The following is a 22,358-nucleotide window of genomic DNA, read 5'->3' as shown; positions in this document are numbered from 1 at the left end:
CGCCGCGTCGGTAGCCTGCCGCTATGACCGTCATCCTCCTCCGCCACGGCCGTTCGACCGCCAACACCGCGCTCACACTGGCCGGCCGCACCTCCGGCGTCTCACTCGACGAGACGGGCCGGGCTCAGGCGCAGGACCTCTGCCGGCGACTCGCCGGCCTCCCTGTCGAGGCGGTCGTCCGGTCTCCGCTGATGCGCTGCCGGCAGACCGTCGAGCCGTTGGCCGCGGCATTCGGGGTGGAGCCGGTGGTCGACGAGGGGCTGGTCGAGGTCGACTACGGGACCTGGACCGGACGGACTCTGACCGAGCTCGCGTCGGAACACATGTGGTCGGTGGTGCAGCAGCACCCCTCCTCCGCCGTCTTCCCCGAGGGCGAGTCCCTCGCGGAGATGGCGACCCGCGCCGTGTCGGCTGTCCGGGTGCACGACCGGAGGTTGGCCGAGGACGCGGGCCGCGACGTGTTGTGGGTGGCGTGCAGCCACGGGGACGTGATCAAGTCGGTGATCGCCGACGCATACGGGATGCACCTCGACCATTTCCAGCGCATCGTGGTGGAGCCGGGTTCGGTGTCGGTGGTCCGCTACACCCCCCACCGGCCGTTCGTTCTGCGGGTCAACGACACCGGTGGGGACCTGGGGAGCCTCCGGGGGGAACCCGCCGGTCACGTGGGCAACGCCACCGCCGGCGACGCCAGCTCGGACGCGATGCCCGGCGGGAACGTACCCTTATGAACCGCACCACCACCCAGGACCACCCGGCACCACACGGCAGCACACGAGGGAGACGACCGGCATGAGCAGGGAAGTCCACGAGTTCCGCGACCCGGCCCGGTTCGTGGTGGGCACGGTCGGTCAGCCCGGCGAACGGGTGTTCTTCGTCCAGGCCACCGGCGGCGGCCGCACCGTCTCGGTCCGCTGCGAGAAGCAACAGGCCCAGATCCTCTCCGAGCGGATGGGCGACCTGCTCGACGAGATCGCCTCCAAGTCCGACGTCCCCGTGCCCCCGGCCGCCGGCGTCGTGGACGACCTGGCGCCGCTGGAGATGCCCGTCGACGCGGAATTCCAGGTGGGCACCATGGGCCTGGGGTGGGACGGTGAGAAGAGCCAGATCGTCGTGGAGTTGTTGGCGGCGGATCCGACCGCCACCGACGAGTCGGTCGTGCTCTCGGATGCAGAGGACGCGCCCGACGCGCTGCGCGTGTTCCTCACCCCGCAACGTGCACGGCAGTTCGTCCTACGCAGCGAGAAGGTCGTCTCCGCCGGACGCGCGCCGTGCCCGCTGTGCGGTGAACCCATCGACACCACGGGGCACCTCTGCGTCCGCCTCAACGGGTACCTCCCGCGCTCCGGTGACGCGCTCGCCGATCTCGTCGACCCGTGACGACCCGCCCTCCGGGCCCCGAACTCACCGTTCTGCACCGGATCCCTTCGGGCAGCAACGCGGTGTACCGCTGTGTCGACGCCGAGGGCGGGCACTGGGTGTACAAGCCCTCGGCGGGGGAGCGCCCGCTCATGGACTTCCCCGACGGCAGCCTGGCGGCCCGGGAGATCGCCGCGTACGAGGTGTCCGTCGCGCTGGGTTGGGACCTGGTGCCGGAGACGGTGGGGGCGCACGGCCCCGGTGGCCCGGGGATGGCGCAACGATGGATCGACGAGTTCGACCGGGGCGAGGCGCCCGGCCACGACCCGGTGGACATCCACCCGGTGGACGCCCTCCCTCCCGGCCGCGTGGCCGTGCTCCGGGGTGAGGGGTCCCGTGGGGAGGACGTGGTGGTGGCCCACGCCCTGGACGAGCGCCTCCGACGGATCGCGTTGTTCGACCACGTCGTCAACAACGCCGACCGCAAGGGCGGGCACGTCCTGGTCGACACCTCCAGCGTGATCTGGGCGATCGATCACGGCCTGTCCTTCCACACCGAGTCGAAGCTGCGCACCGTCCTGTGGGGGTGGGCCGGCCAACCGCTGCCCCTGGAGGATGTCGAGGGACTGGAGCGGGTTCGCGGAGGGTTGTCCGGGGACGCCGTCCTCGGGGAAAAACTCCGTGACCTGCTCTCACCGGCCGAGGTGAGCGCTCTCGCCGCACGGGTCACCACTCTGCTCGACGGCGAGGTGTTCCCCGTCCCGGGACCGGGCTACCCGCTACCCTGGCCGCTCTTCTGAGCACGCACGGTATCTAGACTCGGCCGCATGCACTCGTGGTCCCCGCCTGCCGTCCCCGCCGTCCCCGGCGACGGAACCCCTCTCACGTTGTTCGACACGGCGAGCCGCGAGATCCGGGAGGTGTCCGCCGGCCCCGTCGCCGGGATGTACGTCTGCGGCATCACCCCCTACGACACCACGCACCTCGGTCACGCGGCGACCTACCTGACATTCGATCTGGTGTACCGGCTCCTGCTCGACGCCGGGCACGAGGTCCACTACGTCCAGAACACCACGGACGTCGACGACCCGCTCTTCGAGCGGGCGGAGCGCGACGGCGTGGACTGGCGGGAACTCGGGGATCGCGAGACGGATCTGTTCCGTTCGGACATGGAGGCGCTCCGCGTGCTTCCCCCCCGCGACTATGTGGCCGCTACGGAGACCATCGACGAAGTCGTGGAGATGGTCGCCGAGCTCATCGACCGCGGCCACGCCTACCGGGTCGATTCCGAGGTCGACGGCTATCCCGATGTCTACTACCGGCACCGGGCCACCCCGGGCTTCGGGTACGAGTCCGGGTACGACCCGGAAGAGATGGCCGCCGCGTTCGCCGAGCGCGGCGGGGACCCGGACCGGCCCGGCAAAGAGCATCCGCTGGACGCCCTGCTGTGGCGGGTGCAGCGACCGGGGGAGCCGTCCTGGCCCTCGCCCTGGGGGGCGGGCAGGCCGGGCTGGCACATCGAGTGCTCGGCGATCGCCCGGAACCGCCTGGGCATGGAGTTCGACATCCAGGGTGGGGGCAGCGACCTCGCGTTCCCGCACCACGAGTTCTCCGCCGCCCACGCGGAGGCCGCGACCGGTCGTTCCCCGTTCGCCCGCTTCTACGTGCACGCGGCGATGATCGGACTCGACGGGGTCAAGATGAGCAAGTCGTTGGGCAATCTCGTCCGCGTCAAGACGCTCCGCGAGCAGGGGGTGGACCCGGCCGTCATCCGACTCGCCCTGGCCGCCGGGCACTACCGGACGGACCGGTCCTGGTCCGAGGATCTGCTCGCGGAGGCCCGTTCCCGCTGCGAGACGTGGTTCCGTGCGATCTCCCGTCGCTCCGGCGCCGACTCCGCCGCGACCATCGTCGCCGTGCGGGAACGACTCGCGGACGACCTCGACACCCCCGGTGCCCTGGACGCGGTCGACAGCTGGGCCGAGGCGACCCTGGCAGGGGACGAGTCCGACCCGTCTGCCGGGCCGTCCATCGCGACCGCGCTCGACGCCCTGCTCGGAGTGGCCCCCGCCACCTGACGGCGTTCCCGTGTTCGCCGGGTTCGGCTCGGCGCAGGATCAGCCGGGCACGAGCTCAATCGTCATCGGAGTCAGCCGTGCGCGGGCTCAGCCGGCGTCGGGCTCGTCCCGCTCACCCCGCAGGAAGCGCTCGAACTCGGCGGCGATCGCCTCGCCGTCGACCAGCGGCATCGTCTCCCCGTCCCCGGCCCGACCGCGGTCGGGCTCGGGGTCGACGCCCACACCGACCCCGTTCTCGTCGTCCATCTGGTCCTCCAGGGACTGGATGTAGTCACGGAGGTCCTCGTCCTCCCCGGCCGCGGCGTCGACCTTCGCCACCCACGTCCGGGACTGCATTCGCAGCGCGTCCATCGGGACGGCCAGCCCGAGGTTCTCGACGAGCCAGGAGAGGACCGCCTCCGTGCCGCGCGGATTGGGCGGCGCGGCCACGTAGTGGGGGACTCCCGCCCACAGGCTCAACGTGGGGACCCCCGCCTCGGTGAGCAACTGCTGGAGGACCCCGGTCATCCCCGTGGGGCCCTCGTAGTCGGAGGCCCGGACCCCCATCCCGACCATCCGCTGGCGGTTGAACGCCGTTCCGGTCAGGGGGACCGGCCGGGTGTGGGGCACATCGGCCAGGAAGGCCCCCAGCAGCACCACCTGGGACACCCCCAACGTGTCGACCAGGTCCACGAACTCCGAGGCGAACCGACGCCACTTGAGCCCCGGCTCGGGTCCGCGGACCAACAGGACGTCGTGGTCGAACCCGTCCGGGCGGCACACCGACACCAGGATCCGCGGCCATTCGACGGATCGCGACACCCCGCCCTTGTGGCGGACGATCGGCCGCTGGTCCAGGTAGTCGAAGAAGTCGTCGCCACCGATCTCCGCGATCTGGCGGGCCTCCCAGTTGAGGGCGAGGTGCTCGATGCTTCCGGTAGCCACGTCGGCGGCGTCGTTCCAGCCCTCGAAGGCCACGATCATCACCGGGCTCTCCAGGTCGAGGTGCCCGTCGGGAGTCCATTCGACAGTCATCGGTACAGCCTACGTTCGTCGGCTCACCGGGCACCCATACACTGGGGAGCATGTCTGTCGATTTCGATTCGCCCCTGTTGGACGCCGCCCGTCGGCGAGTACTGATCGGTGACGGGGCGATGGGCACGATGCTGCAGGCAGTGGACCTCGACGTCGACACCGACTTCCTCGGTCTGGAGGGCTGCAACGAGATCCTCAACGCCACCCGCCCGGACGTGGTGGCGGACATCCACCGCGCGTTCTTCGAGGCCGGCGCGGACCTGGTGGAGACCAACACCTTCGGGTGCAACCTGTCCAACCTGGGCGACTACGACATCGTCGAGCGCATCGGCGAACTAGCCGAGAAGGGCGCGGCGATCGCTCGGGGCGTCGCCGACGAGATGGGCCCGTCCGAGGACGGCACCCCGCGGATGGTGTTGGGTTCCCTCGGACCGGGAACCAAACTGCCCTCGCTCGGCCAGTCCACGTTCGAGGAGATGAGGGACGCGTACGCGCAGGCCGCGGAGGGGTTGGCCCGCGGGGGTGCCGACGCGTACCTGGTGGAGACCAGCCAGGACCTGCTCCAGGTCAAGGCCGCGGTGCTGGGTTGCCAGGACGGGATGGCGGCGGCCGGTCGCCGGCTGCCGATCATCTCCCACGTGACCATCGAGACCACCGGGACCATGCTCCTGGGTTCGGACATCGCCGCGGCGCTCACAGCGCTCGAGCCACTCGGCGTGGACATGATCGGGCTGAACTGCGCGACCGGACCCGCCGAGATGATCGAGCACCTGCGCTACCTCACGCAACACGCGGGCATCCCGGTGTCCGTCATGCCCAACGCCGGACTGCCCGAGCTGGGCGAGCACGGCGCCGTGTACCCGCTCGGCGCCGAGGCCTTCGCCCCCCAGGTGGCCGATTTCGTCTCCGAGTTCGGGCTGTCGATGGTCGGCGGCTGCTGTGGCACGACCCCCGAGCACATCACCCGGCTCAGGGATGAGGTCATGTCGCGGGAGCGGGCCGTGCGGAAGGTCGAGCCGGTCAACGCCGTCGCCTCGCTCTACACCTCGACCCCGCTGCGTGCCGACGCCGGGATCCTGATGATCGGCGAGCGTACCAACGCCAACGGGTCCAAGCGGTTCCGGGAGGCCATGCTCGCCTCGGACTGGGACACCTGCATGGACATCGCCAAGGAGCAGATGCGCGACGGCGCGCAGATGCTGGACCTGTGTGTGGACTACGTGGGACGCGACGGTTCGGGGGACATGCGGGAGCTGGCCGGTCGGCTCTCCACCTCGTCGACTCTGCCGATCATGCTCGACTCCACCGAGCCGGAGGTCATCGAGGCCGGACTCGAGCACCTGGGTGGCCGATGCGCGGTCAACTCGGTCAACTACGAGGACGGCGACGGCCCGGATTCGCGGTTCCAGAAGATCATGGAGCTGGTGTCCCGGCACGGCGCGGCCGTGGTCGGCCTGACGATCGACGAGGAGGGCCAGGCCCGCACGGCGGACCGCAAGGTGGAGATCGCCGAGCGGATCATCACCGACCTCACGGAGAACTGGGCGGTCTCGGAGGACGACATCATCATCGACTGTCTGACCTTCCCGATCTCCACCGGCCAGGAGGAAGTGCGCAAGGACGGGATCGAGACCATCGAGGCGATCCGCCGGCTCACCGAGTCGCACCCGCGGATCCACACCACGCTGGGTCTGTCCAACATCTCGTTCGGTCTCAACCCGGCCGCGCGTCAGGTGCTCAACTCCGTGTTCCTGCACGAGTGCATCCAGGTGGGCCTGGACACCGCCATCGCGCACAGTTCCAAGATCCTGCCCATGAGCAAGATCGACGACCGTCAGCGGGAGGTCGCGCTCGACCTGGTCTATGACCGCCGCCGGGAGGGCTACGACCCCCTCCAGGTGTTCATGGAGCTCTTCGAAGGGGTGTCGGCCGCCAGCGCCAAGGACGCGCGTGCCGCCGAGCTCGAGGCGATGCCGCTCATGGAGCGGTTGTCGGCGCGGATCGTCGACGGCGAACGCAAGGGGCTCGAGGCGGACCTCGACGCGGCGATGGCGGAGATCCCGCCGCTCGAGATCATCAACTCGCACCTGCTGAACGGCATGAAGACGGTCGGCGAGTTGTTCGGCTCGGGCCAGATGCAGCTGCCGTTCGTCCTGCAGTCGGCGGAGACGATGAAGACCGCTGTCGCGCATCTGGAACCCCACATGGAGGCCAGCGACGAGGACGGCAAGGGCCGCATCGTGCTGGCCACGGTCAAGGGCGACGTCCACGACATCGGCAAGAACCTGGTGGACATCATCCTGTCCAACAACGGCTACGACGTCGTCAACATCGGCATCAAGCAGCCGATCGCCGACATCATCTCGGCGGCCCGCGAGCACAAAGCCGACGTGATCGGTATGTCCGGCCTGTTGGTCAAGTCGACCGTGGTGATGAAGGACAACCTCGCCGAGCTGAACTCGGAGGGCATCGCCGGCGAGTTCCCCGTTCTCCTCGGCGGGGCGGCCCTCACCCGCGCCTATGTCGAGGTGGACCTGGCCGGGATGTACCAGGGCGAGGTGTTCTACGCCCGTGACGCCTTCGAGGGCCTGCGTCTCATGGACGAGGTGATGACGGCCAAGCGGACGGGCGTCCCGATGTCCGAGTCCTCGGACGCCTCCGCCAAGGCCGCCGAGCGACGCGAGCGTCGGGCCCGGAGCGAGCGGATCGCCGCCAAGCGGGCCGCCGAGGCCGAGCCCGTCGTGGTTCCGGACCGCTCCGACGTGGCCGCGGACCAGCCCATCGCCACCCCGCCCTTCTGGGGGACGCGGATCGCCAAGGGCATCCCGGTGTCCGACTACGCCGGCCATCTGGACGAGCGCGCGCTGTTCTTCGGACAGTGGGGGCTGCGCGGCACGCGCAGCGGCGACGGCCCCGACTACGACGAACTGGTGGCCACCGAGGGTCGGCCGCGCCTGCGCTCGTGGATCGACCGACTCACCACCGAGCGGATCCTGTCCCACTCAGCAGTGGTCTACGGCTACTTCCCGGCCTACTCCGACGGCGAGGACATCTGCATCCTGGCCGAGCCGCGGCCCGACGCCGAGGTGCTGCACCGGATCTCGTTCCCACGACAGCAGCGGTCCCGGTTCCTGAGCATCCCGGACTTCCTGGCCTCCAAGGAGCGTTGCGAGGCAGAGGGGATCGTCGACGTCCTGCCCTTCCAGCTCGTCACCATGGGGACCCCGATCGCGGACTTCGCCAACGAGTTGTTCGCGGCGGACAACTACCGCGACTACCTGGAGGTCCACGGCCTGTCGGTCCAGCTCACGGAAGCACTGGCCGAGTTCTGGCACCGGCGGGTGCGGGACGAGCTGCGACTGCCCGAGGGCGTGGTCTCGGACGAGGACCCCGACGCGATCCACGACTACTTCGACCTCAAGTACCGGGGGGCCCGCTACAGCTTCGGCTACGGCGCGTGCCCGGACCTGGAGTCCCGCCAGGTCGTGGTGGATCTTCTCCGGCCGGAGCGCATCGGGGTCGAGCTCTCGGAGGAGCTGCAGCTCCACCCCGAGCAGTCGACGGACGCGTTCGTGCTCTACCACCCCGAGGCCAAGTACTTCAACGTCTGATCCGGGCGATCAGGACAGCCTGTCCTGGCTGGTAGAGGCTGCCCTTTCGGGTGATGATGAGGAATGGACACCACCCGGGCCGGGGCACTGCGCACGTTCGTCGCCTCGCGGCAGGGCGTCCTCGCGATGTCCACGATCCTGGCGATCGTGGTCCACCTGCTCTCCCGCGCGGTCGCCGGGCCCGCCGCCTCCGCCACCTGGGAGTGGGTGATCCGTGCCCCCCTGATCGCTGTGGTGGTGGTCGGCGGGATCCCGCTCATCGTCGAGGTCGTCCGGTCCGCGGTGAGGAGCGCCGGCGGGGCCGACCTGCTGGCCGCGGTCTCGATAGTCACCGCGGTCGTCCTGGGCGAGTGGCTGGTGGCCGCGATCGTCGTCCTCATGTTGTCCGGCGGCGAGGGGCTCGAGGCCGCGGCGTCCCGCAGGGCGTCGGCCACTCTCGACGCCCTCGCCCGGCGCAGCCCGGCGATCGCCCACCGACTCCGGGGAACCTCCCCGTCCGAGGGCGTCGACGACCTCCGCGCCGACGAGGTGCGGGTCCATGACCTGCTGCTCGTCCTGCCCCACGAACTGTGCCCCGTCGACGGGGAGGTGGTGGAGGGCAGAGGCGCGATGGACGAGTCGTACCTCACCGGCGAACCGTACGTCGTGCCCAAGACACCCGGTTCTCAGGTGCTCTCCGGCGCTGTCAACGGCGACGCGGCACTGACCGTCCGTGCTGATCGGGTGGCGGCGGATTCCCGCTACGCGCAGATCGTCGGTGTGCTGCGCGAAGCAGAGGAGAACCGGCCCCCGATGCGTCGTCTCGCCGACCGCCTCGGCGCCTGGTACACCCTCATCGCGCTGACGTTGGGAGTCCTCGGCTGGGGGATCTCCGGAGATCCGACCCGTTTCCTCGCCGTGGTGGTGGTCGCGACCCCGTGCCCGCTCCTCATCGGGGTCCCCGTCGCCATCATCGGCGCCATCTCGCTGGCCGCCAAGCGCGGCATCATCATCCGGAACCCGGCGATGCTCGAGGACGTCGGGCGGGTCGAGACGGTGATGTTCGACAAGACCGGCACACTGACCTACGGACGTCCGGTACTCACGGAGATCGTCGCGAGGCCCGGCACCGATCCCCACGAGGTGCTCGCCGCCGCTGCGGCGGTAGAGGTCTACTCCCGCCACCCTCTCGCCGGAGCCGTCGTGGACGCGGCCGCCGAACGGAACCTCGGGGCCCCGCCTCTCACCTCTGTCGCGGAGAAGCCCGGGGCCGGACTGGTGGGCGAGGTGGGTGGACGCGTCGTCCGGCTGACCAACCGTCGCGGACTCGCCGAGGTCGATCCCGGTGCGATCGAACTCCTCCCGGAGACCGAGACGGGGCTGGAGTCGGTCGTCCTCGTCGACGACCGGTACGCCGCGATCCTCCGGTTCCGTGACGAACCGCGGGCCACCGCGGCTGACTTCATCGCGCACCTCCCGCGCGCGCACGGCGTCAAACGAATGATGATCATCTCCGGTGACCGCGAAGCCGAGGTGCGCCGTCTGGCGGACCGGGTGGGGATCCGGGAGGTCTACGGTGGGGTCAGCCCCGAGGGCAAACTCGCGATAGTCCGCGAGCGCACGGCGGCGGGCCCCACCCTGTTCCTCGGTGACGGCATCAACGACGCCCCCGCGATGACCGCCGCGTCGGCCGGGGTCGCCTTCGGCTCCACGTCCGACGTCACCGCCGAGGCCGCCGACGCCGTGGTGCTGGACTCCTCGTTGGAGCGGCTCGACGACCTCCTCCACATCGGGGCGCGCATGCGCCGGATCGCGTTGCAGTCGGCGTTGGGCGGGATGGCCGCCTCCGTGATCGGGATGCTCCTGGCGGTATTCGGGCTGCTCAGCCCTCTCGCGGGGGCGATAGCGCAAGAGGTCATCGACGTGCTCGCGATCCTCAACTCCGCGCGGGTCGTGATGGCGCCACGGAGACTCAGCGACTTCGAGGACTGACCACCGGTGTCACCTGGCGCCGACACCACGCGACAGCGTCGCCGCAACCCACAGCCCACACCGCTAACGATCGGCGGGCTCGGGCCGATGACCAGATAGGGATGCACTCGAACGACAGTGCACCGAGGGCAGCTCGGGACGAGGAGCCAGTCATGACCACCATCCGTCGATCAGCCGCCCTGACCTGTGCGGCGACCCTGCTCGCCGGGGGAGCAGCAGTGGCAATAGCTCCTGCGGCCTCCGCCCAGGTGTGGCATCACTCTCCGGCCTGGGACGTCCGTATGCCGTACCCGCTGGGTGGCGAGCACACCATTCGCTTCGGCGCCTTCACCACCTGCAAGCTGGGCGGCGACGACCGCTTCCACCAGGCGCTGAGCGCCAACGCCAGGGATCTCGATCAGCCCGTCGGTTCGTTCGACTTCTCGGCCACTCTGTTCCCGTTCAACTCCGCGACCGTGGAGTGGCACAACATCGACACCGATGCGAGGGGGGTGCACACGGTCCAGTCGACCGGACCCGAGGTCGGCGTCGGCGGCGTGTTCACCGGGCCCGGACGGCTGGCGGTCACCATCACCACCAGCAAGTCCCTCCTGCCCACCCTCGCTCCCGGCTCGGTCGCACCGTTCGGCTCCGCCACCCACACCGAGCGTTTCCTCGTCGCTGCGGGGACCTGCCACTGAACGGCGGTTGACGGCGGAACCAACGGGGCCGGTCTTGGCACCCCCGATCACGCGGTGTCGGGTAGACAGTAGGCCGTGACCAGCATTTCGTACGACCGTGTCCCCGCCGCCGTGTGTCTCGACATGGACGGCACGCTCGTCGACACCGAGCGACTGTGGGACATCGCCGTCTACGAACTCGCCGAGTACATGGGTCGGCCCCTCGATGAGGCGACCCGCGAGCGAACCCTGGGCAACTCCCTCCCCGGGTTCTTCGCGATCCTGGGCGAGTACACCGGTCGGACCATCGAGGGCGCCGAGTTCGATCGTCTGTCCCGCCGGCTCAACGCGCGGGTCACCGAGCTGATGCGATCCGACATGCGCTGGCGGCCGGGTGCCGAGGAATTGCTGGAGGACCTCGCCTCCGCCAACGCCCCGGTCGCCCTGGTGACCAACACGACCGCGGACGTCGCGGCGGTGCCGCTGGAGTTCATCGATCGTTCGCGGTTTCACGTGGTGGTGACGGGGTGCATGGTCGCCGATCCCAAACCCGCGCCCGACCCCTACCTGCTGGCCTGCTCGCGGCTCGGGGTCGACGCGACCGCCGCCGTCGCGGTCGAGGACTCCGTCACCGGGGCCACCGCGGCGGTCGCCGCTGGCTGCCGGGTGTTGTACGTGCCGTCGACCGACGGTCAGCCCGACGTGGTCGGGGCGCACACCCACCCGAGCCTCGCGGGCGTGAACGCGTCCGGTCTCGTCGCCCTCACCTCGGGGACCCCCGTCGGTGCGGCTGTGGGACAATCGGGCGCGTGAAGACCTTCGATTCCCTGTTCGCCGAGCTGTCCGAGCGCGTAGCCGCGCGTCCCGAGGGATCCGGCACCGTCGCCGCCTTCGACAAGGGCGTGCACCATCTGGGCAAGAAGGTCATCGAAGAGGCCGGCGAGGTGTGGATCGCCGCCGAGTACCAGTCGGATGAGGAACTGGCCGAGGAGATCTCGCAGCTCCTCTACTGGACCCAGGTCATGATGCTCAAGCGCGGTCTCGGGCTCGACGACGTCTACCGGCATCTCTAGCGGCCACACAGACCACCCCTCCCGCACCGAATCCTGGAGCCACCATCATGCTGCGTGTCGCAGTGCCCAACAAGGGCGCCCTGTCCGAGTCCGCCTCCGAGATGCTGTCCGAGGCGGGGTACCGCCGACGGACGGAGGGGAGTAAGGACCTCACGTTGATCGACCGTGAGAACGACGTCGAGTTCTTCTTCCTGCGACCCAAGGACATCGCCGTCTACGTGGGCTCGGGACGTCTCGAGCTGGGTATCACCGGCAGAGACCTGAGTATGGATTCCATGGCAGAGGTGGACGAGCTCCTCGACCTGGGATTCGGACACTCCACCTTCCGCTACGCCGGGCCGACCGGTACCGGGTGGACCACGGACCGTCTCGCGGGAGCCCGCATCGCGACGTCGTATCCGAACATCGTCCGCCGCGACCTCGAACAGCGGGGGATCGAGGCGGAGGTCATCCGGTTGGACGGCGCGGTGGAGATCTCCATCCAGCTCGGGGTGGCCGACTGCATCGCCGACGTGGTGGGCTCGGGTCGGACGCTCAAGGTGCACGGGTTGGAGGCGTTCGGGGACGTCCTGTGTGACTCGATGGGCGTCCTGGTCGCGCGGGCGGGCGCCGAGACCACCCCGGCGATGGCCCAGATGAGGGCCCGCCTGCAGGGCGTGGTGTTCGCCCAGCAGTACATGATGTTGGACTACGACTGCCCCAAGGAGCTCCTGGAGTCGGTCTCGGCCATCACCCCTGGCATCGAGTCACCCACCGTCTCCCCGATGGCCGACCCGGCCTGGGTGGCGGTGCGGTCGATGGTGCCGCGCAAGAAGGTCAACTCGATCATGGACGAGCTGGTCGCGGCCGGCGCCAAGGCGGTCATCGCCACGGACATCCGGTCCTGCCGCATGGGGTGACACCCTCAGAGCGGTCGGGGCATGGCGGCACGGCACGCCTCAGCGCCCCGTCGGATCGGCACACCTCGGCGCCCCGTCGGATCGGCCTACCTCGGCGTCCTGTCGGATCAGGCCCGCTCGACCAGCAGAGCCTGCAGTGTGTGCCCGATGGCGCCCACCTCGTCGTACAGGGTGCCGGAGGTCGCCCCGACGCCGTCGGGGCCGATCGAGGCGTCCGCGGTGACCCCGATCCATTCGCCGACGGGCCGCCGGTGCAGGTGGGTGATCAGGTCGGTGTTGAGGAACCGCCATTCATCGGGTTCGAGAACTGCCCCGACGCCGTTCGCGATGTCGGCCACCGACATGACCCTTTCGGCGGGCGTCATCTCCTCGCCCTCGACCAGGGGAAGGACGGGGCGGACCCACACGACCCCGTCGTCCGAACCGCGGATCTCCAGCGAGTCGATGTAGCCACTGGTCCAGCGGTCGAAGAAATCGCTGTTCAGGCCCACTTCGGGGAGCTCACGCGGACGGTCGGCGGACTGTTCGACGTCGACGGTGTCGCCGATGGCCATCCGCCAGGCGCTCGCCCGGGCGACGATCCGGCCCGCTGCCTCGAGCTCGGATTCGAGCAGTTGGATCCGGCGACCGGGGCGGACGACGCGGGCCCGGGTACGGACCTCACCCAGCGGCACCGGCCCAAGCAGGTCTACGGTCACGCGGGCGATCCGCGTCCCGGTCGACCGCTCGAGGCGGTCCATGGCGCGGGTGAGGACGGCCGAGGGCGGTGACCCGTGCTGCAGATCGGGACCCCAGGCACTCACCGTGTGCGGGGTAGCCCGGAATACCTCCCAGCCGTCATCCGTGCCCAACGGCTCGAAGTACGCCTCCGTCATCATGTGCTCCTCGGTCCTGCGTGTCCCGCCCCGGGTGTCTCGGGATCGAGAGGTACCACGCGGCGTCCCGGCCATCCCGGGTACTCGGGCGGGGTACCCCCGAACGCCGGACACAGCGCCTGATGATTGCACCAGTCGCACAACCGCGAGGTGCGCGGGGGGAAGATCCCGATCTCGCCCGCCCGCTCTATCTCCGCCCAGAGTGAGTCGAGCTGCGTCTCGGTCTCCACGAGTGTGGCGAGATCGGGGGAGAGGGTGAGCCAGCTGCCGTTCCTGAGGTAGATCAGCTTGAGCTGCGCGGGCATCACCCCGTGGATCCGCTGGTACATCAGGGCGTAGAACCGCATCTGGAACATCGCCTGATCCTGGTAGCGCGGATGAGGTGGCTTGCCGGTCTTGTAGTCGACCACCCTGACCTCCCCGGTCGGCGCCACGTCCACTCTGTCCAGGTACCCGTGGAGCGGGGTCCCGGACGCGGTGGAGGTGACGAGGTACTGCTCACACGCCGCGGGGGAGAAGCGCCGGGGATCCTCGATCCCGTAGAGCGCGGACACCAGCGCGGCGACCTCCGTCTGGAACTCCGCCCGGTCGGCGAGCGGCACCACCTCGGCGCCACCGCCCACCGCGTAGAAGTGCTCCACCGCAGCGGGGACCAGCTCCACGGCACGCTCCGGAGCCCGCTCCGACTGCTCCAGTGCGTACAGGTCCTCGAGCACCGAGTGGACGACGGTCCCCAGGACCTGGGCGCGGGTCTTGGGTTCCGGGATCCTGTCGATCGCCTTGAGCCGGTAGAGCAGTGGGCACTGCCTGAAGTCCGCCGCCCTCGAAGCCGACAACGCCAAGGGCTTGCGCTCCGGCGGGGCCACGCCCTCCGGAGTGGCCGGGGAGGCCGGGGTACCACTGCCACCGATTTTCAGGGGATCCATCACACCTGGCAGGGTAGACAACCGGTCGGACAACCGGCCGCCGTCCCCTGGAGGTCCACAGTGCAGCGATCCGGCCCGTTCGTCATCGGCGACCGCGTCCAGCTCACCGACACCAAGGGACGCAAGTACACCGTTCTCCTGGTCGAGGGAGCCGAGTTCTTCACCCACCACGGCGCCGTCAGGCACGACGACCTGATCGGCACCCCGGAGGGGTCGATCGTCACCTCGTCCGGGGAGGCCCACTACCTGGCGCTTCGTCCGCTGCTCACCGACTACGTGCTGTCGATGCCGCGCGGCGCCCAGGTGATCTACCCCAAGGACGCCGCACAGATCGTCCACGAGGGCGACATGTTCCCCGGCGCACGCGTGCTCGAGGCCGGCGCGGGCTCCGGAGCCCTGACCTGCTCGCTGCTGCGCGCGGTGGGCCCCGAGGGTCGGGTGCTGTCGTACGAGATCCGCGAGGACCACGCCGAGCACGCCGAGCGTAACGTCCGCACCTTCTACGGCGAGCACCCGGAGAACTGGGACCTGCGCGTCGCCGACCTGGCGGAGACGTCGGTGGAGGCGCTGGGCGGCCAGGTCGACCGCGTGGTGTTGGACATGCTCGCCCCGTGGGAGTGCCTGCCCACGGTGAGCGAGGTCCTCGTGCCCGGAGGCGTCCTGGTGGTGTACGTGGCCACCACCACTCAGATGTCGGACGTCGTGGAGGCCCTCCGACGCCAGGAGTGCTGGACGGAACCCCGGGCGTGGGAGTCGATCAACCGCGGCTGGCACGTCGTGGGTCTGGCCGTGCGCCCCGAGCACCGCATCCAGGGCCACACCGCGTTCCTGGTCACCGCACGTCGACTCGCGGAGGGCGTGACCACGCTCAAGCCCAGGCGCCGGGCCGGCAAGCACTGAGCCCGGCCTGAGGACGCGCGCTCACCCGCCCCCGCACCCCGGCGATAGGGTGGGGGGTGACGACGACGAGGGTGTCGTCCGAGAGTCGGAGGGCAGGTGATCGAGGTGACCGAGGGACGTTCCCCGGACGAGCGGGGCGGCGACAGCGTGACGCTGGACCGGGTCGAGCTCGCGCGGCTGCGCAGGGCCGTCGACGAGGGGGCCCGAACGGACCGCGAGAAGTCGGTCAAGATCGACGCCCTCGGCGCCCGCAACGTCAGGCTGGCCGAGCTCCTCAAGGACTCCCGCGATCAGCTGCAGGCCCTCAAGGGCGAGGTCGAGCGCCTCGGCACGCCGCCCAGCACCTACGGGATCGTGCTGCAGGAACCGACGGACGCCGATACCGCGGAGGTCATGGCCGCCGGTCGACGGATGCGGCTCACACTCGCACCCGGGGTCGACGCCTCCGTCCTCTCGGCGGGCGTCACCGTCCGGCTGAACGAGGCCATGACCGTCATCGAGGCCTGTACCGGACTCCCGGTCACCGGCGTCACCGCCGTCTTCCGGGACGTCCTGGCCGACGGGATGCGGGCCCGCGTGGTGATGGGGAACGACGAGGAACACGTCGTTCATCTGGCGACCGGCCTGCGCGGCGGGCGGACCGCCGATCACCCGGCCCCCGTCCGGCCGGGGGACGCCGTGCTGGTGGACCCCAAGGCCGCCGTGGCGTTCGAGGTCGTGCCCAAGGCCGAGGTCGACGAGCTCCTGCTCGAGGAGATCCCGATGGTCGAGTACTCCGACATCGGCGGTCTCGGCCCCCAGATCGAGCAGATCCGCGACGCCATCGAGCTGCCCTTCGTGCACCACGACCTGTACCGCGAGTTCCATCTGTCCCCACCCAAGGGTGTGCTGCTCTACGGCCCTCCCGGGTGTGGAAAGACCCTGATCGCCAAGGCGGTCGCGCACTCGCTGGCGCTGGCCTCCGCGAAGTCGCGTGGGGAGGACGTCACGGGCGGCCGGTACCCCAACTCGTATTTCCTCTCCATCAAGGGCCCTGAACTGCTCAACAAGTACGTCGGCGAGACGGAGCGGCACATCCGGTCGATCTTCGAGCGGGCACGGGAGAAGGCGACAGAGGGCAACCCGGTCATCGTCTTCTTCGACGAGATGGACTCCATCTTCCGCACCCGCGGATCGGGCATCTCCTCCGACATGGAGACCACGATCGTCCCGCAGCTCCTCGCCGAGATCGACGGGGTGGAGGACCTGCGCAACGTCATCGTGATCGGCGCATCCAACCGGGAGGACATGATCGACCCGGCGATCCTTCGCCCCGGTCGTCTCGATCTCAAGATCCGCATCGACCGACCGGACGCCGGCGCCGCGGCCGACATCCTCGCCAAATACATCACCCCCGATCTGCGCTTCGACCCTGACGAGGTCGGCTCGACGAGTGGCGAGGACCACGTCGGAGGGCTGATCTCCCGGATCGTCGACCGGCTCTACACCCGGGACGAGTCCACGACCTACGTGCATCTGGTCTACGCGTCGGGCCGCCGGTCGTCCCTGTACCTCGGTGACCTGACCTCCGGAGCGATGCTGCGCAATATCGTGGACCGGGCCAAGAAGCTCGCGATCAAGGACATCGTCCACGGCACCGGGCAGGGCCTGACGACCGACGACTTCCTCGACGCCGTGGACGCCGAGTTCGCGGAGAACACCGACCTGCCCAATACCTCCAACCCGCAGGAGTGGGCGCGGCTGACGGGCGTGCGCGGCGAGCGCGTTGTCGAGGTCACCGTCCCGCGTCAGGAGGACGACCGGTGACCCCGCCCGTACTGATGGCATCCGGTGAGATCGTGCGAGGCCGGGTGATCGGCACCGAGATCGAGTTCGGCATCGTGGCGGTGGGCCAGCCGCTGCTCAGCTCGGTGGTCACCTCGACCCAGGTGGTCAAGGCCTACACCGACCCGGGCGAGGGCTCCGGGTCGACCGATGGGACCCGCTGGGACTACGGGTCCGAATCGCCACTCCGCGATGCCCGCGGCTTCGACCTCGGCTCCGCCCGCGCCTATGACCCGAGTGAGTTCGGGGTGACCAACCGGGTCCTGACCAACGGCGCCCGCTTCTACGTGGACCACGCGCACCCCGAGTACTCATCGCCCGAGGTCGACTCGCCGATCGACGCGGTGATCTGGGACAAGGCGGGGGAGTCGGTGATGCACCGGGCCGGCCGCGAGTCGTCCGCCGTCGAGGGGAACGCCGAGCTCAAGCTCTACAAGAACAACGTCGACGGCAAGGGCGCGTCCTACGGCGCCCACGAGAACTACCTCGTGCGTCGCGACGTCGACTTCGACGCCCTGACGATGAGCCTGGCACCGCACCTGCTCTCACGCCAGGTGTACTGCGGGGCCGGACGTGTCGGTATCGGGCAGGCGGGCGAGAAGGCGGGCTTCCAGCTCTCCCAGCGCGCCGACTACATCGAGGTGCTCACCGGGCTCGAGACCACCCTGCGCCGCGGGATCATCAACACCCGCGACGAGCCGCACGCCCCGGATGAGACCTGGCGGCGCCTGCACGTCATCATCGGCGACGCGAACATGTCCGAGCTGGCGACGTACCTCAAGATCGGCACCACCTGCCTCGTGCTGGACGCGATCGAGGCGGGGATCGACTTCGCCGACCTGGTCCCGGTCGACCCCGTCGAGGCGGTGCACGTCATCAGCCATGACCCGACCCTCACCGCCACCGTCGCGCTGCCCGACGGCCGCGAGCTCACGGGGGTCGCGCTCCAGTGGGAGATCCTCGACCGCGTCTCAGCGTTGATCGGGGACGGCACGGGGCGTCCGGGGTGGGCCGTCGAGGTCCTGACCGAATGGCGGGAGATCCTCGAGGCGCTCGAGCAGAACCCCATGTCGTGCGCCGACCGGCTCGACTGGCCGGCCAAGCTCCGACTGTTGGAGGGGTTCCGGACGCGGGACTCCCTGGGCTGGGACCACGCGCGACTCGCCCTCATCGACGTCCAGTACCACGACATCGACCCGGACCGTGGACTCTACAACCGTCTGGTGACCAAGGGCGCGATGCGAAGGATGGTCACCGAGGCCCAGGTGGAAGCCGCGGTCACGACCCCACCCGAGTCCACGCGGGCCTGGGCCAGGGGACGCTTCCTGGCCGAACTCGGCGACCGCGTCCACGCCGCGGGATGGGATCACGTCGTCGTCGTCGATTCCCGCGGCGACCACCGTCACGTGGACCTGGCCGACCCGTACACGGGGACCCGCGCCCACTGCGACGCCCAACCGGACTTCCTCAGCCCCGACGGCCCGCCGGTTCGCTGAGGATCCCGTCCGACCAGCCCAGTCCGACCAACCCGGTCCGACCCGCCCGCCCCACCCACAGGAGCTCACCACGATGTCCCAGATCCAGAAGAACGCCGGCGGCGCAGGCGAGTCGGACGACGAGGCCGGCCAGGTCGCCAAGACCGCACAGACCTCGTCCGCCGACTCCCTACTCGACGAGATCGACGACATCCTCGAGACCAACGCCGAGGAGTTCGTGAAGTCCTACGTCCAGAAGGGCGGGCAGTAGACAGTCATGATCCGTCGCATCGTCGGGATCGAGACAGAGTTCGGGATCACCAGCGTCGGGGGCGAGGGGTCGCGCTCGCTCGGGCCGGACGAGATCGCCCGGTACTTCTTCCGGCCCGTCGTCGAACGGTGGCGCAGTTCGAACGTGTTCCTCGAGAACGGGTCCCGCCTCTACCTGGACGTGGGTTCCCATCCCGAGTACGCGACCGCCGAGTGCGACGGGCTGCGGCAGATCGTGGCCCACGACAGGGCGGGGGAGCGGATCATCGACGACCTCGCCGTCCACGCCGAACAGTCCCTCGCCGCCGAGGGGATCGACGCCAAGGTCTACCTGTTCAAGAACAACACCGACACCGTCGGTAACTCGTACGGTTCCCACGAGAACTACCTGCTGGACCGCTCGACCCAGGTCAGGAGCATGGCCACCACGCTGTTGCCGTTCCTGGTGAGCCGGCAGCTGATCTGCGGCGCCGGCAAGATCCTGCCCGGGACCCCCACCGGTGTGGGAACAGCCGAGGACGAGGGGCCGGCCTTCTGCTTCTCCCAGCGCGCCGAACACATGTGGGACGGCGTCTCCTCCGCCACCACCCGTTCTCGCCCGCTCATCAACACCCGTGACGAGCCGCACGCTGACTCGACCCGGTTCCGGCGGATGCACGTGATCGTGGGCGACTCCAACATGATCGAGACCACCACCCTGCTCAAGATCGCCAGCACGCGGCTCGTGCTGGAGATGCTCGAGGCCGGCGTCGAGCTGCGGCCCATGGCGATAGCCCATCCGGTCCGGGCGATCAGGGAGATCAGCCGCGACCTCTCCGGTACCCGACCGGTCGGGCTCACCGACGGAACCACGATGTCCGCCCTGGAGATCCAGAGGGAGTTCCTGGCCGCCGTCCACCGCCACCTCGGGCGCGGCGGGTGGGAGCGGGACGACCGCGACGACGTGGAGAGATGCGTGGCTCTGTGGGAGCGGGTCCTCGACGCGGTCGAGTCCGGCGACCACGACTCGATCGCCGGCGACATCGACTGGGCCGCCAAACTTCGTCTGATCAGGCAGGTCCAGGGCAGGACCGGGGTCGACCTCGACCACCCCAGGCTCGCCCAGATAGACCTGACCTACCACGACATCCGACCGGGTCGTGGGCTGCACTCGGTGCTCGAGCGCCGCGGCCTGGTCTCCCGGGTGGTGGACGATTCCGAGATCGAGCGGGCGCGGCACTCCGCGCCGGAGACCACCCGCGCGGCGCTGCGCGGTCGCTTCATCTCCGCCGCGACCCGAGCCGAGCGGGATTACACCGTGGACTGGGTTCACCTGAAGGTCGCCGACGGAACTCTGCCCACGGTCGCTCTCACGGACCCGTTCGCGGCCGAGGACCCGCGTGTCGACGACCTGATCGCCGCGCTCGGGCGATAGCGTTCCTGCCCGTGTCCACCTCCAAGTCGCAACGACTGGTCAACCTCGTCATCTGCTTGCGGTCGACCAGCGCCTACCTGTCCGCGGGCGAGATCCGCAGGATGGTCCAGGGGTACGACGACTGCGAGAACGAGGCGGCCTACCTGAGGATGTTCGAGCGGGACAAGCGGGAACTCCGCGACGTGGGCGTCCCACTCGAACAGGGAGCCTCGCTCGCGCCGGGATCTCCCGCCGGGTACCGGATCCCCGCCCAGGGTTACGAACTCCCGGAGATCACCCTCACCCCCGAACAAGCCGGAGTGTTGGCCGTGGCCTCCGAGGTCTGGCGCGAGGGGGAGCGGGCCGCACGGGCGGACGGTGCGCTGGCCAAGCTCACCGCGGCGGGGATCGACCCGGTGCACGACGCCGGCGCCACCGTGTCGGTGGCGGACCCGGCCGAACTCGCGGCCGCCGCGATCGTCGCCGAGGCGGTCGCGGGGAGCCGACTCCTCACGTTCTCCCACACCCCGGCCGGGGCCACCGAGCCGACCGCGCGGAGGATCGAGCCGTGGTGGACCGGTTCCCGGCACGGCAACTGGTACGTGGTCGGGCACGACCTCGACCGCGGTGAACCCCGGACCTTCCGCCTGGTCCGCGTCTCGGACGTCCGGGTGGGCCAGGCCCGCCGGACCGTCCCGGTCCCGCGGACCACCGAGGTGCTGGAGCTCCTCGACGAGGCCATCTCCCGCCTGAACCCGGTGGTGGACGCCACGGTCTGGGCGGCGAACGGCCACGCGGCCGAACTCCGGGCGATGGCCCGCGACGCCGGGCCGGCGGCCCGGTTCGGTCGCGCCGGTGCCGACCTGGAGGTGAGTGCCCCCCTGGGTGAGCTGTCGTCGATGATCGCCTCACAGGGTGCTGACGCCGTCGCCCTCCGGCCCGCCGAACTCCGCGTCCGCGTGGTGACCATCCTCACCGCGGCGCAGGAGGCCGTCCGATGAGCCCCCGTGCCGTCCCGTTGGCGACCCTGCTCAGCGTGGTCCCGTACTTCCACACCCGGGGCGCCGTCCCCGTGGCCGAAGCCGCCCGGGACCTCGGCATGACGGAGAAGCAGCTGCGGGACGCCCTCTGGCAGCTGTGGTCCTGCGGACTTCCCGGCTACGGACCGGGTGACCTCATCGACCTCGCCTTCTCCTCCGAGGACCTCGACGACGCCGAGTTGGTCGAGGTGACGTTCACCGCGGGGATCGACCGGCCCGTCCGGCTCACCGCCGCCGAGGCCGTCACCCTCGAGACCGGACTCGCGATCTTCCTCGATCATCCCGAGGTGGTCGACCAGACCGCCCTCCGCGATCTCCTGCAGACCCTCCGGACCGCGGCCGGTGTCGAGGTCAGGGCGGAGGAGGATTCCCGCCCGGACACCACCACTCCGGATGCCGATGTCGTCCGCACCGCGGTCCACGACGGACTCGCACTGCGGTTCGTCTACCACTCGGCCAGCTCGGACACCTCCACCACCCGCGTGGTCGATCCCGCGCGCCTCTCCGTGGCCGACGGTCACTCCTACGTCCACGGCGTGGATCGCGGGGCGGGCCAGTGGCGGACGTTCCGCACCGATCGGATGAGCGGGGTCGAGGAGGTCGGTCCGCGCCGGGCGCTCGGACCGGAACCCCAGGACGACGGCGAGGGGGGCGTCCTCCTGGAGCGGGCCGTCGTCCCCGCGGCCGCGGCGTGGTTCCTCGACGAGTTCGGATTCCACGATGTCGTCCGGCGCCCGGACGGTGACCTGGACGTCTCGATCGCCTATCACGACCGGGCCTGGCTGCTCAGGTTCCTGCTCGGGCACGCAGACGTGGTCACGCCCTCGGACCCGAGAATGGCCGCGGAGATCGCGGCCCGGGCCTCTGCGGGACTCTCGCTCTACTCGGCAGGCGACGACTCGATATCGGCGACGTGAAATCGCGGTGAACCCGCTGGTCACCGGGTATTCACCAAGGGACCGCCGCAACGCTTGTCGCCCGGGGTGCGTTA

20 protein-coding genes are annotated in these 22,358 nt (G+C 70.0%); 17 read left to right on the top strand and 3 right to left on the bottom strand.

The window, feature by feature from the left end:
• The first annotated feature begins 23 nt into the window (after positions 1–23).
• The 4 genes from A6048_RS08290 to mshC all read left to right on the top strand — a co-directional run bounded on the left by A6048_RS08290 (position 24) and on the right by mshC (position 3,437).
• Positions 24–731, top strand: coding sequence for a histidine phosphatase family protein (locus tag A6048_RS08290; protein WP_107747621.1), 708 nt, complete (start codon positions 24–26; stop codon positions 729–731).
• Between the two features lie 61 nt (positions 732–792).
• Positions 793–1,380, top strand: a complete 588-nt coding sequence (locus A6048_RS08285; protein WP_107747622.1) for a DUF3090 domain-containing protein — start codon at positions 793–795, stop codon at positions 1,378–1,380.
• On the top strand, positions 1,377–2,159 hold the full coding sequence (locus A6048_RS08280; RefSeq protein ID WP_107747623.1) for an SCO1664 family protein: 783 nt from the start codon (positions 1,377–1,379) through the stop codon (positions 2,157–2,159). The genes A6048_RS08285 and A6048_RS08280 overlap by 4 nt, the downstream gene beginning before the upstream one ends.
• A 27-nt stretch (positions 2,160–2,186) precedes the next feature.
• Positions 2,187–3,437 carry a cysteine--1-D-myo-inosityl 2-amino-2-deoxy-alpha-D-glucopyranoside ligase gene (gene mshC / locus A6048_RS08275; RefSeq protein WP_107747624.1) on the top strand — a complete coding sequence of 417 codons (1,251 nt, stop codon included), beginning with the start codon at positions 2,187–2,189 and terminating at the stop codon, positions 3,435–3,437.
• Between the two features lie 87 nt (positions 3,438–3,524).
• Here mshC and A6048_RS08270 read toward each other — a convergent pair whose 3' ends face one another.
• Positions 3,525–4,451 carry a PAC2 family protein gene (locus A6048_RS08270; RefSeq protein WP_107747625.1) on the bottom strand — a complete coding sequence of 309 codons (927 nt, stop codon included), beginning with the start codon at positions 4,449–4,451 and terminating at the stop codon, positions 3,525–3,527.
• Between the two features lie 50 nt (positions 4,452–4,501).
• Between A6048_RS08270 and metH the strand changes: the two genes are divergently transcribed.
• The 6 genes from metH (at position 4,502) to hisG (ending at position 12,664) form a co-directional block, all read left to right on the top strand.
• On the top strand, positions 4,502–8,062 hold the full coding sequence (gene metH, locus A6048_RS08265; protein WP_107747626.1) for a methionine synthase: 3,561 nt from the start codon (positions 4,502–4,504) through the stop codon (positions 8,060–8,062).
• A 63-nt stretch (positions 8,063–8,125) separates the two neighbouring features.
• The gene (locus A6048_RS08260; RefSeq protein ID WP_107747627.1) at positions 8,126–10,033 is read left to right on the top strand and encodes a heavy metal translocating P-type ATPase; all 1,908 of its coding nucleotides are present in this window, start codon (positions 8,126–8,128) and stop codon (positions 10,031–10,033) included.
• A gap of 152 nt (positions 10,034–10,185) precedes the next feature.
• The gene (locus A6048_RS08255; protein WP_107747628.1) at positions 10,186–10,713 is read left to right on the top strand and encodes a hypothetical protein; all 528 of its coding nucleotides are present in this window, start codon (positions 10,186–10,188) and stop codon (positions 10,711–10,713) included.
• Positions 10,714–10,788: 75 nt separating this feature from the next.
• Positions 10,789–11,505: an HAD family hydrolase gene (locus A6048_RS08250; protein WP_107747629.1), complete on the top strand. Its 717-nt coding sequence runs from the start codon at positions 10,789–10,791 to the stop codon at positions 11,503–11,505.
• The gene (locus A6048_RS08245) at positions 11,502–11,765 is read left to right on the top strand and encodes a phosphoribosyl-ATP diphosphatase (protein WP_107747630.1); all 264 of its coding nucleotides are present in this window, start codon (positions 11,502–11,504) and stop codon (positions 11,763–11,765) included. The genes A6048_RS08250 and A6048_RS08245 overlap by 4 nt, the downstream gene beginning before the upstream one ends.
• A gap of 47 nt (positions 11,766–11,812) precedes the next feature.
• Complete coding sequence (hisG, locus tag A6048_RS08240) at positions 11,813–12,664, top strand: ATP phosphoribosyltransferase (protein ID WP_107747631.1); 852 nt, start codon at positions 11,813–11,815, stop codon at positions 12,662–12,664.
• A 107-nt stretch (positions 12,665–12,771) separates the two neighbouring features.
• Here the strand turns inward: hisG and A6048_RS08235 are convergent, their stop codons facing one another.
• Together A6048_RS08235 and A6048_RS08230 are read right to left on the bottom strand one after the other, a co-directional pair.
• The gene (locus tag A6048_RS08235) at positions 12,772–13,539 is read right to left on the bottom strand and encodes a thioesterase family protein (protein WP_107747632.1); all 768 of its coding nucleotides are present in this window, start codon (positions 13,537–13,539) and stop codon (positions 12,772–12,774) included.
• Positions 13,539–14,465 carry a RecB family exonuclease gene (locus A6048_RS08230; protein ID WP_244911060.1) on the bottom strand — a complete coding sequence of 309 codons (927 nt, stop codon included), beginning with the start codon at positions 14,463–14,465 and terminating at the stop codon, positions 13,539–13,541. Before A6048_RS08230 ends, A6048_RS08235 begins: the two co-directional genes overlap by 1 nt.
• A 60-nt stretch (positions 14,466–14,525) precedes the next feature.
• On the opposite strand from A6048_RS08230, the gene A6048_RS08225 reads away from it, so the two are divergent.
• From A6048_RS08225 to A6048_RS08195, 7 genes are all read left to right on the top strand, one after another.
• Entirely contained in the window at positions 14,526–15,365 is an 840-nt protein-coding gene (locus tag A6048_RS08225) for a tRNA (adenine-N1)-methyltransferase (RefSeq protein WP_107747634.1), read from the top strand.
• 105 nt (positions 15,366–15,470) lie between these two features.
• The gene (arc, locus tag A6048_RS08220; RefSeq protein WP_107747715.1) at positions 15,471–17,171 is read left to right on the top strand and encodes a proteasome ATPase; all 1,701 of its coding nucleotides are present in this window, start codon (positions 15,471–15,473) and stop codon (positions 17,169–17,171) included.
• The gene (gene dop / locus A6048_RS08215; protein WP_412523680.1) at positions 17,168–18,685 is read left to right on the top strand and encodes a depupylase/deamidase Dop; all 1,518 of its coding nucleotides are present in this window, start codon (positions 17,168–17,170) and stop codon (positions 18,683–18,685) included. The genes arc and dop overlap by 4 nt, the downstream gene beginning before the upstream one ends.
• 73 nt (positions 18,686–18,758) lie before the next feature.
• Entirely contained in the window at positions 18,759–18,935 is a 177-nt protein-coding gene (locus A6048_RS08210; RefSeq protein ID WP_107747635.1) for a ubiquitin-like protein Pup, read from the top strand.
• A gap of 6 nt (positions 18,936–18,941) precedes the next feature.
• A complete protein-coding gene (pafA, locus tag A6048_RS08205) occupies positions 18,942–20,348 on the top strand; it encodes a Pup--protein ligase (RefSeq protein ID WP_107747636.1) in 1,407 nt (468 codons plus the stop codon).
• Between the two features lie 11 nt (positions 20,349–20,359).
• Positions 20,360–21,328 carry a helix-turn-helix transcriptional regulator gene (locus A6048_RS08200; RefSeq protein ID WP_107747637.1) on the top strand — a complete coding sequence of 323 codons (969 nt, stop codon included), beginning with the start codon at positions 20,360–20,362 and terminating at the stop codon, positions 21,326–21,328.
• Positions 21,325–22,284, top strand: coding sequence for a helix-turn-helix transcriptional regulator (locus A6048_RS08195; RefSeq protein WP_107747638.1), 960 nt, complete (start codon positions 21,325–21,327; stop codon positions 22,282–22,284). The genes A6048_RS08200 and A6048_RS08195 overlap by 4 nt, the downstream gene beginning before the upstream one ends.
• Positions 22,285–22,358: the final 74 nt, after the last annotated feature.

This window comes from Dietzia psychralcaliphila (assembly GCF_003096095.1).
Lineage (GTDB): Bacteria > Actinomycetota > Actinomycetes > Mycobacteriales > Mycobacteriaceae > Dietzia > Dietzia psychralcaliphila.
This window is presented reverse-complemented; position numbering and strand designations above follow the sequence as displayed.

Excerpts from the sequence above, each read along its gene's own strand:
- hisG (WP_107747631.1), top strand. The coding sequence starts at position 11,813 with ATGCTGCGTGTCGCAGTGCCCAACAAGGGCGCCCTGTCCGAGTCCGCC.
- A6048_RS08235 (WP_107747632.1), bottom strand. The coding sequence starts at position 13,539 with ATGACGGAGGCGTACTTCGAGCCGTTGGGCACGGATGACGGCTGGGAG.
- A6048_RS08285 (WP_107747622.1), top strand. The coding sequence starts at position 793 with ATGAGCAGGGAAGTCCACGAGTTCCGCGACCCGGCCCGGTTCGTGGTG.
- pafA (WP_107747636.1), top strand. The coding sequence starts at position 18,942 with ATGATCCGTCGCATCGTCGGGATCGAGACAGAGTTCGGGATCACCAGC.
- A6048_RS08260 (WP_107747627.1), top strand. The coding sequence starts at position 8,126 with ATGGACACCACCCGGGCCGGGGCACTGCGCACGTTCGTCGCCTCGCGG.
- mshC (WP_107747624.1), top strand. The coding sequence starts at position 2,187 with ATGCACTCGTGGTCCCCGCCTGCCGTCCCCGCCGTCCCCGGCGACGGA.
- A6048_RS08255 (WP_107747628.1), top strand. The coding sequence starts at position 10,186 with ATGACCACCATCCGTCGATCAGCCGCCCTGACCTGTGCGGCGACCCTG.
- A6048_RS08230 (WP_244911060.1), bottom strand. The coding sequence starts at position 14,465 with ATGGATCCCCTGAAAATCGGTGGCAGTGGTACCCCGGCCTCCCCGGCC.
- A6048_RS08290 (WP_107747621.1), top strand. The coding sequence starts at position 24 with ATGACCGTCATCCTCCTCCGCCACGGCCGTTCGACCGCCAACACCGCG.
- A6048_RS08210 (WP_107747635.1), top strand. The coding sequence starts at position 18,759 with ATGTCCCAGATCCAGAAGAACGCCGGCGGCGCAGGCGAGTCGGACGAC.
- A6048_RS08270 (WP_107747625.1), bottom strand. The coding sequence starts at position 4,451 with ATGACTGTCGAATGGACTCCCGACGGGCACCTCGACCTGGAGAGCCCG.
- A6048_RS08195 (WP_107747638.1), top strand. The coding sequence starts at position 21,325 with ATGAGCCCCCGTGCCGTCCCGTTGGCGACCCTGCTCAGCGTGGTCCCG.
- metH (WP_107747626.1), top strand. The coding sequence starts at position 4,502 with ATGTCTGTCGATTTCGATTCGCCCCTGTTGGACGCCGCCCGTCGGCGA.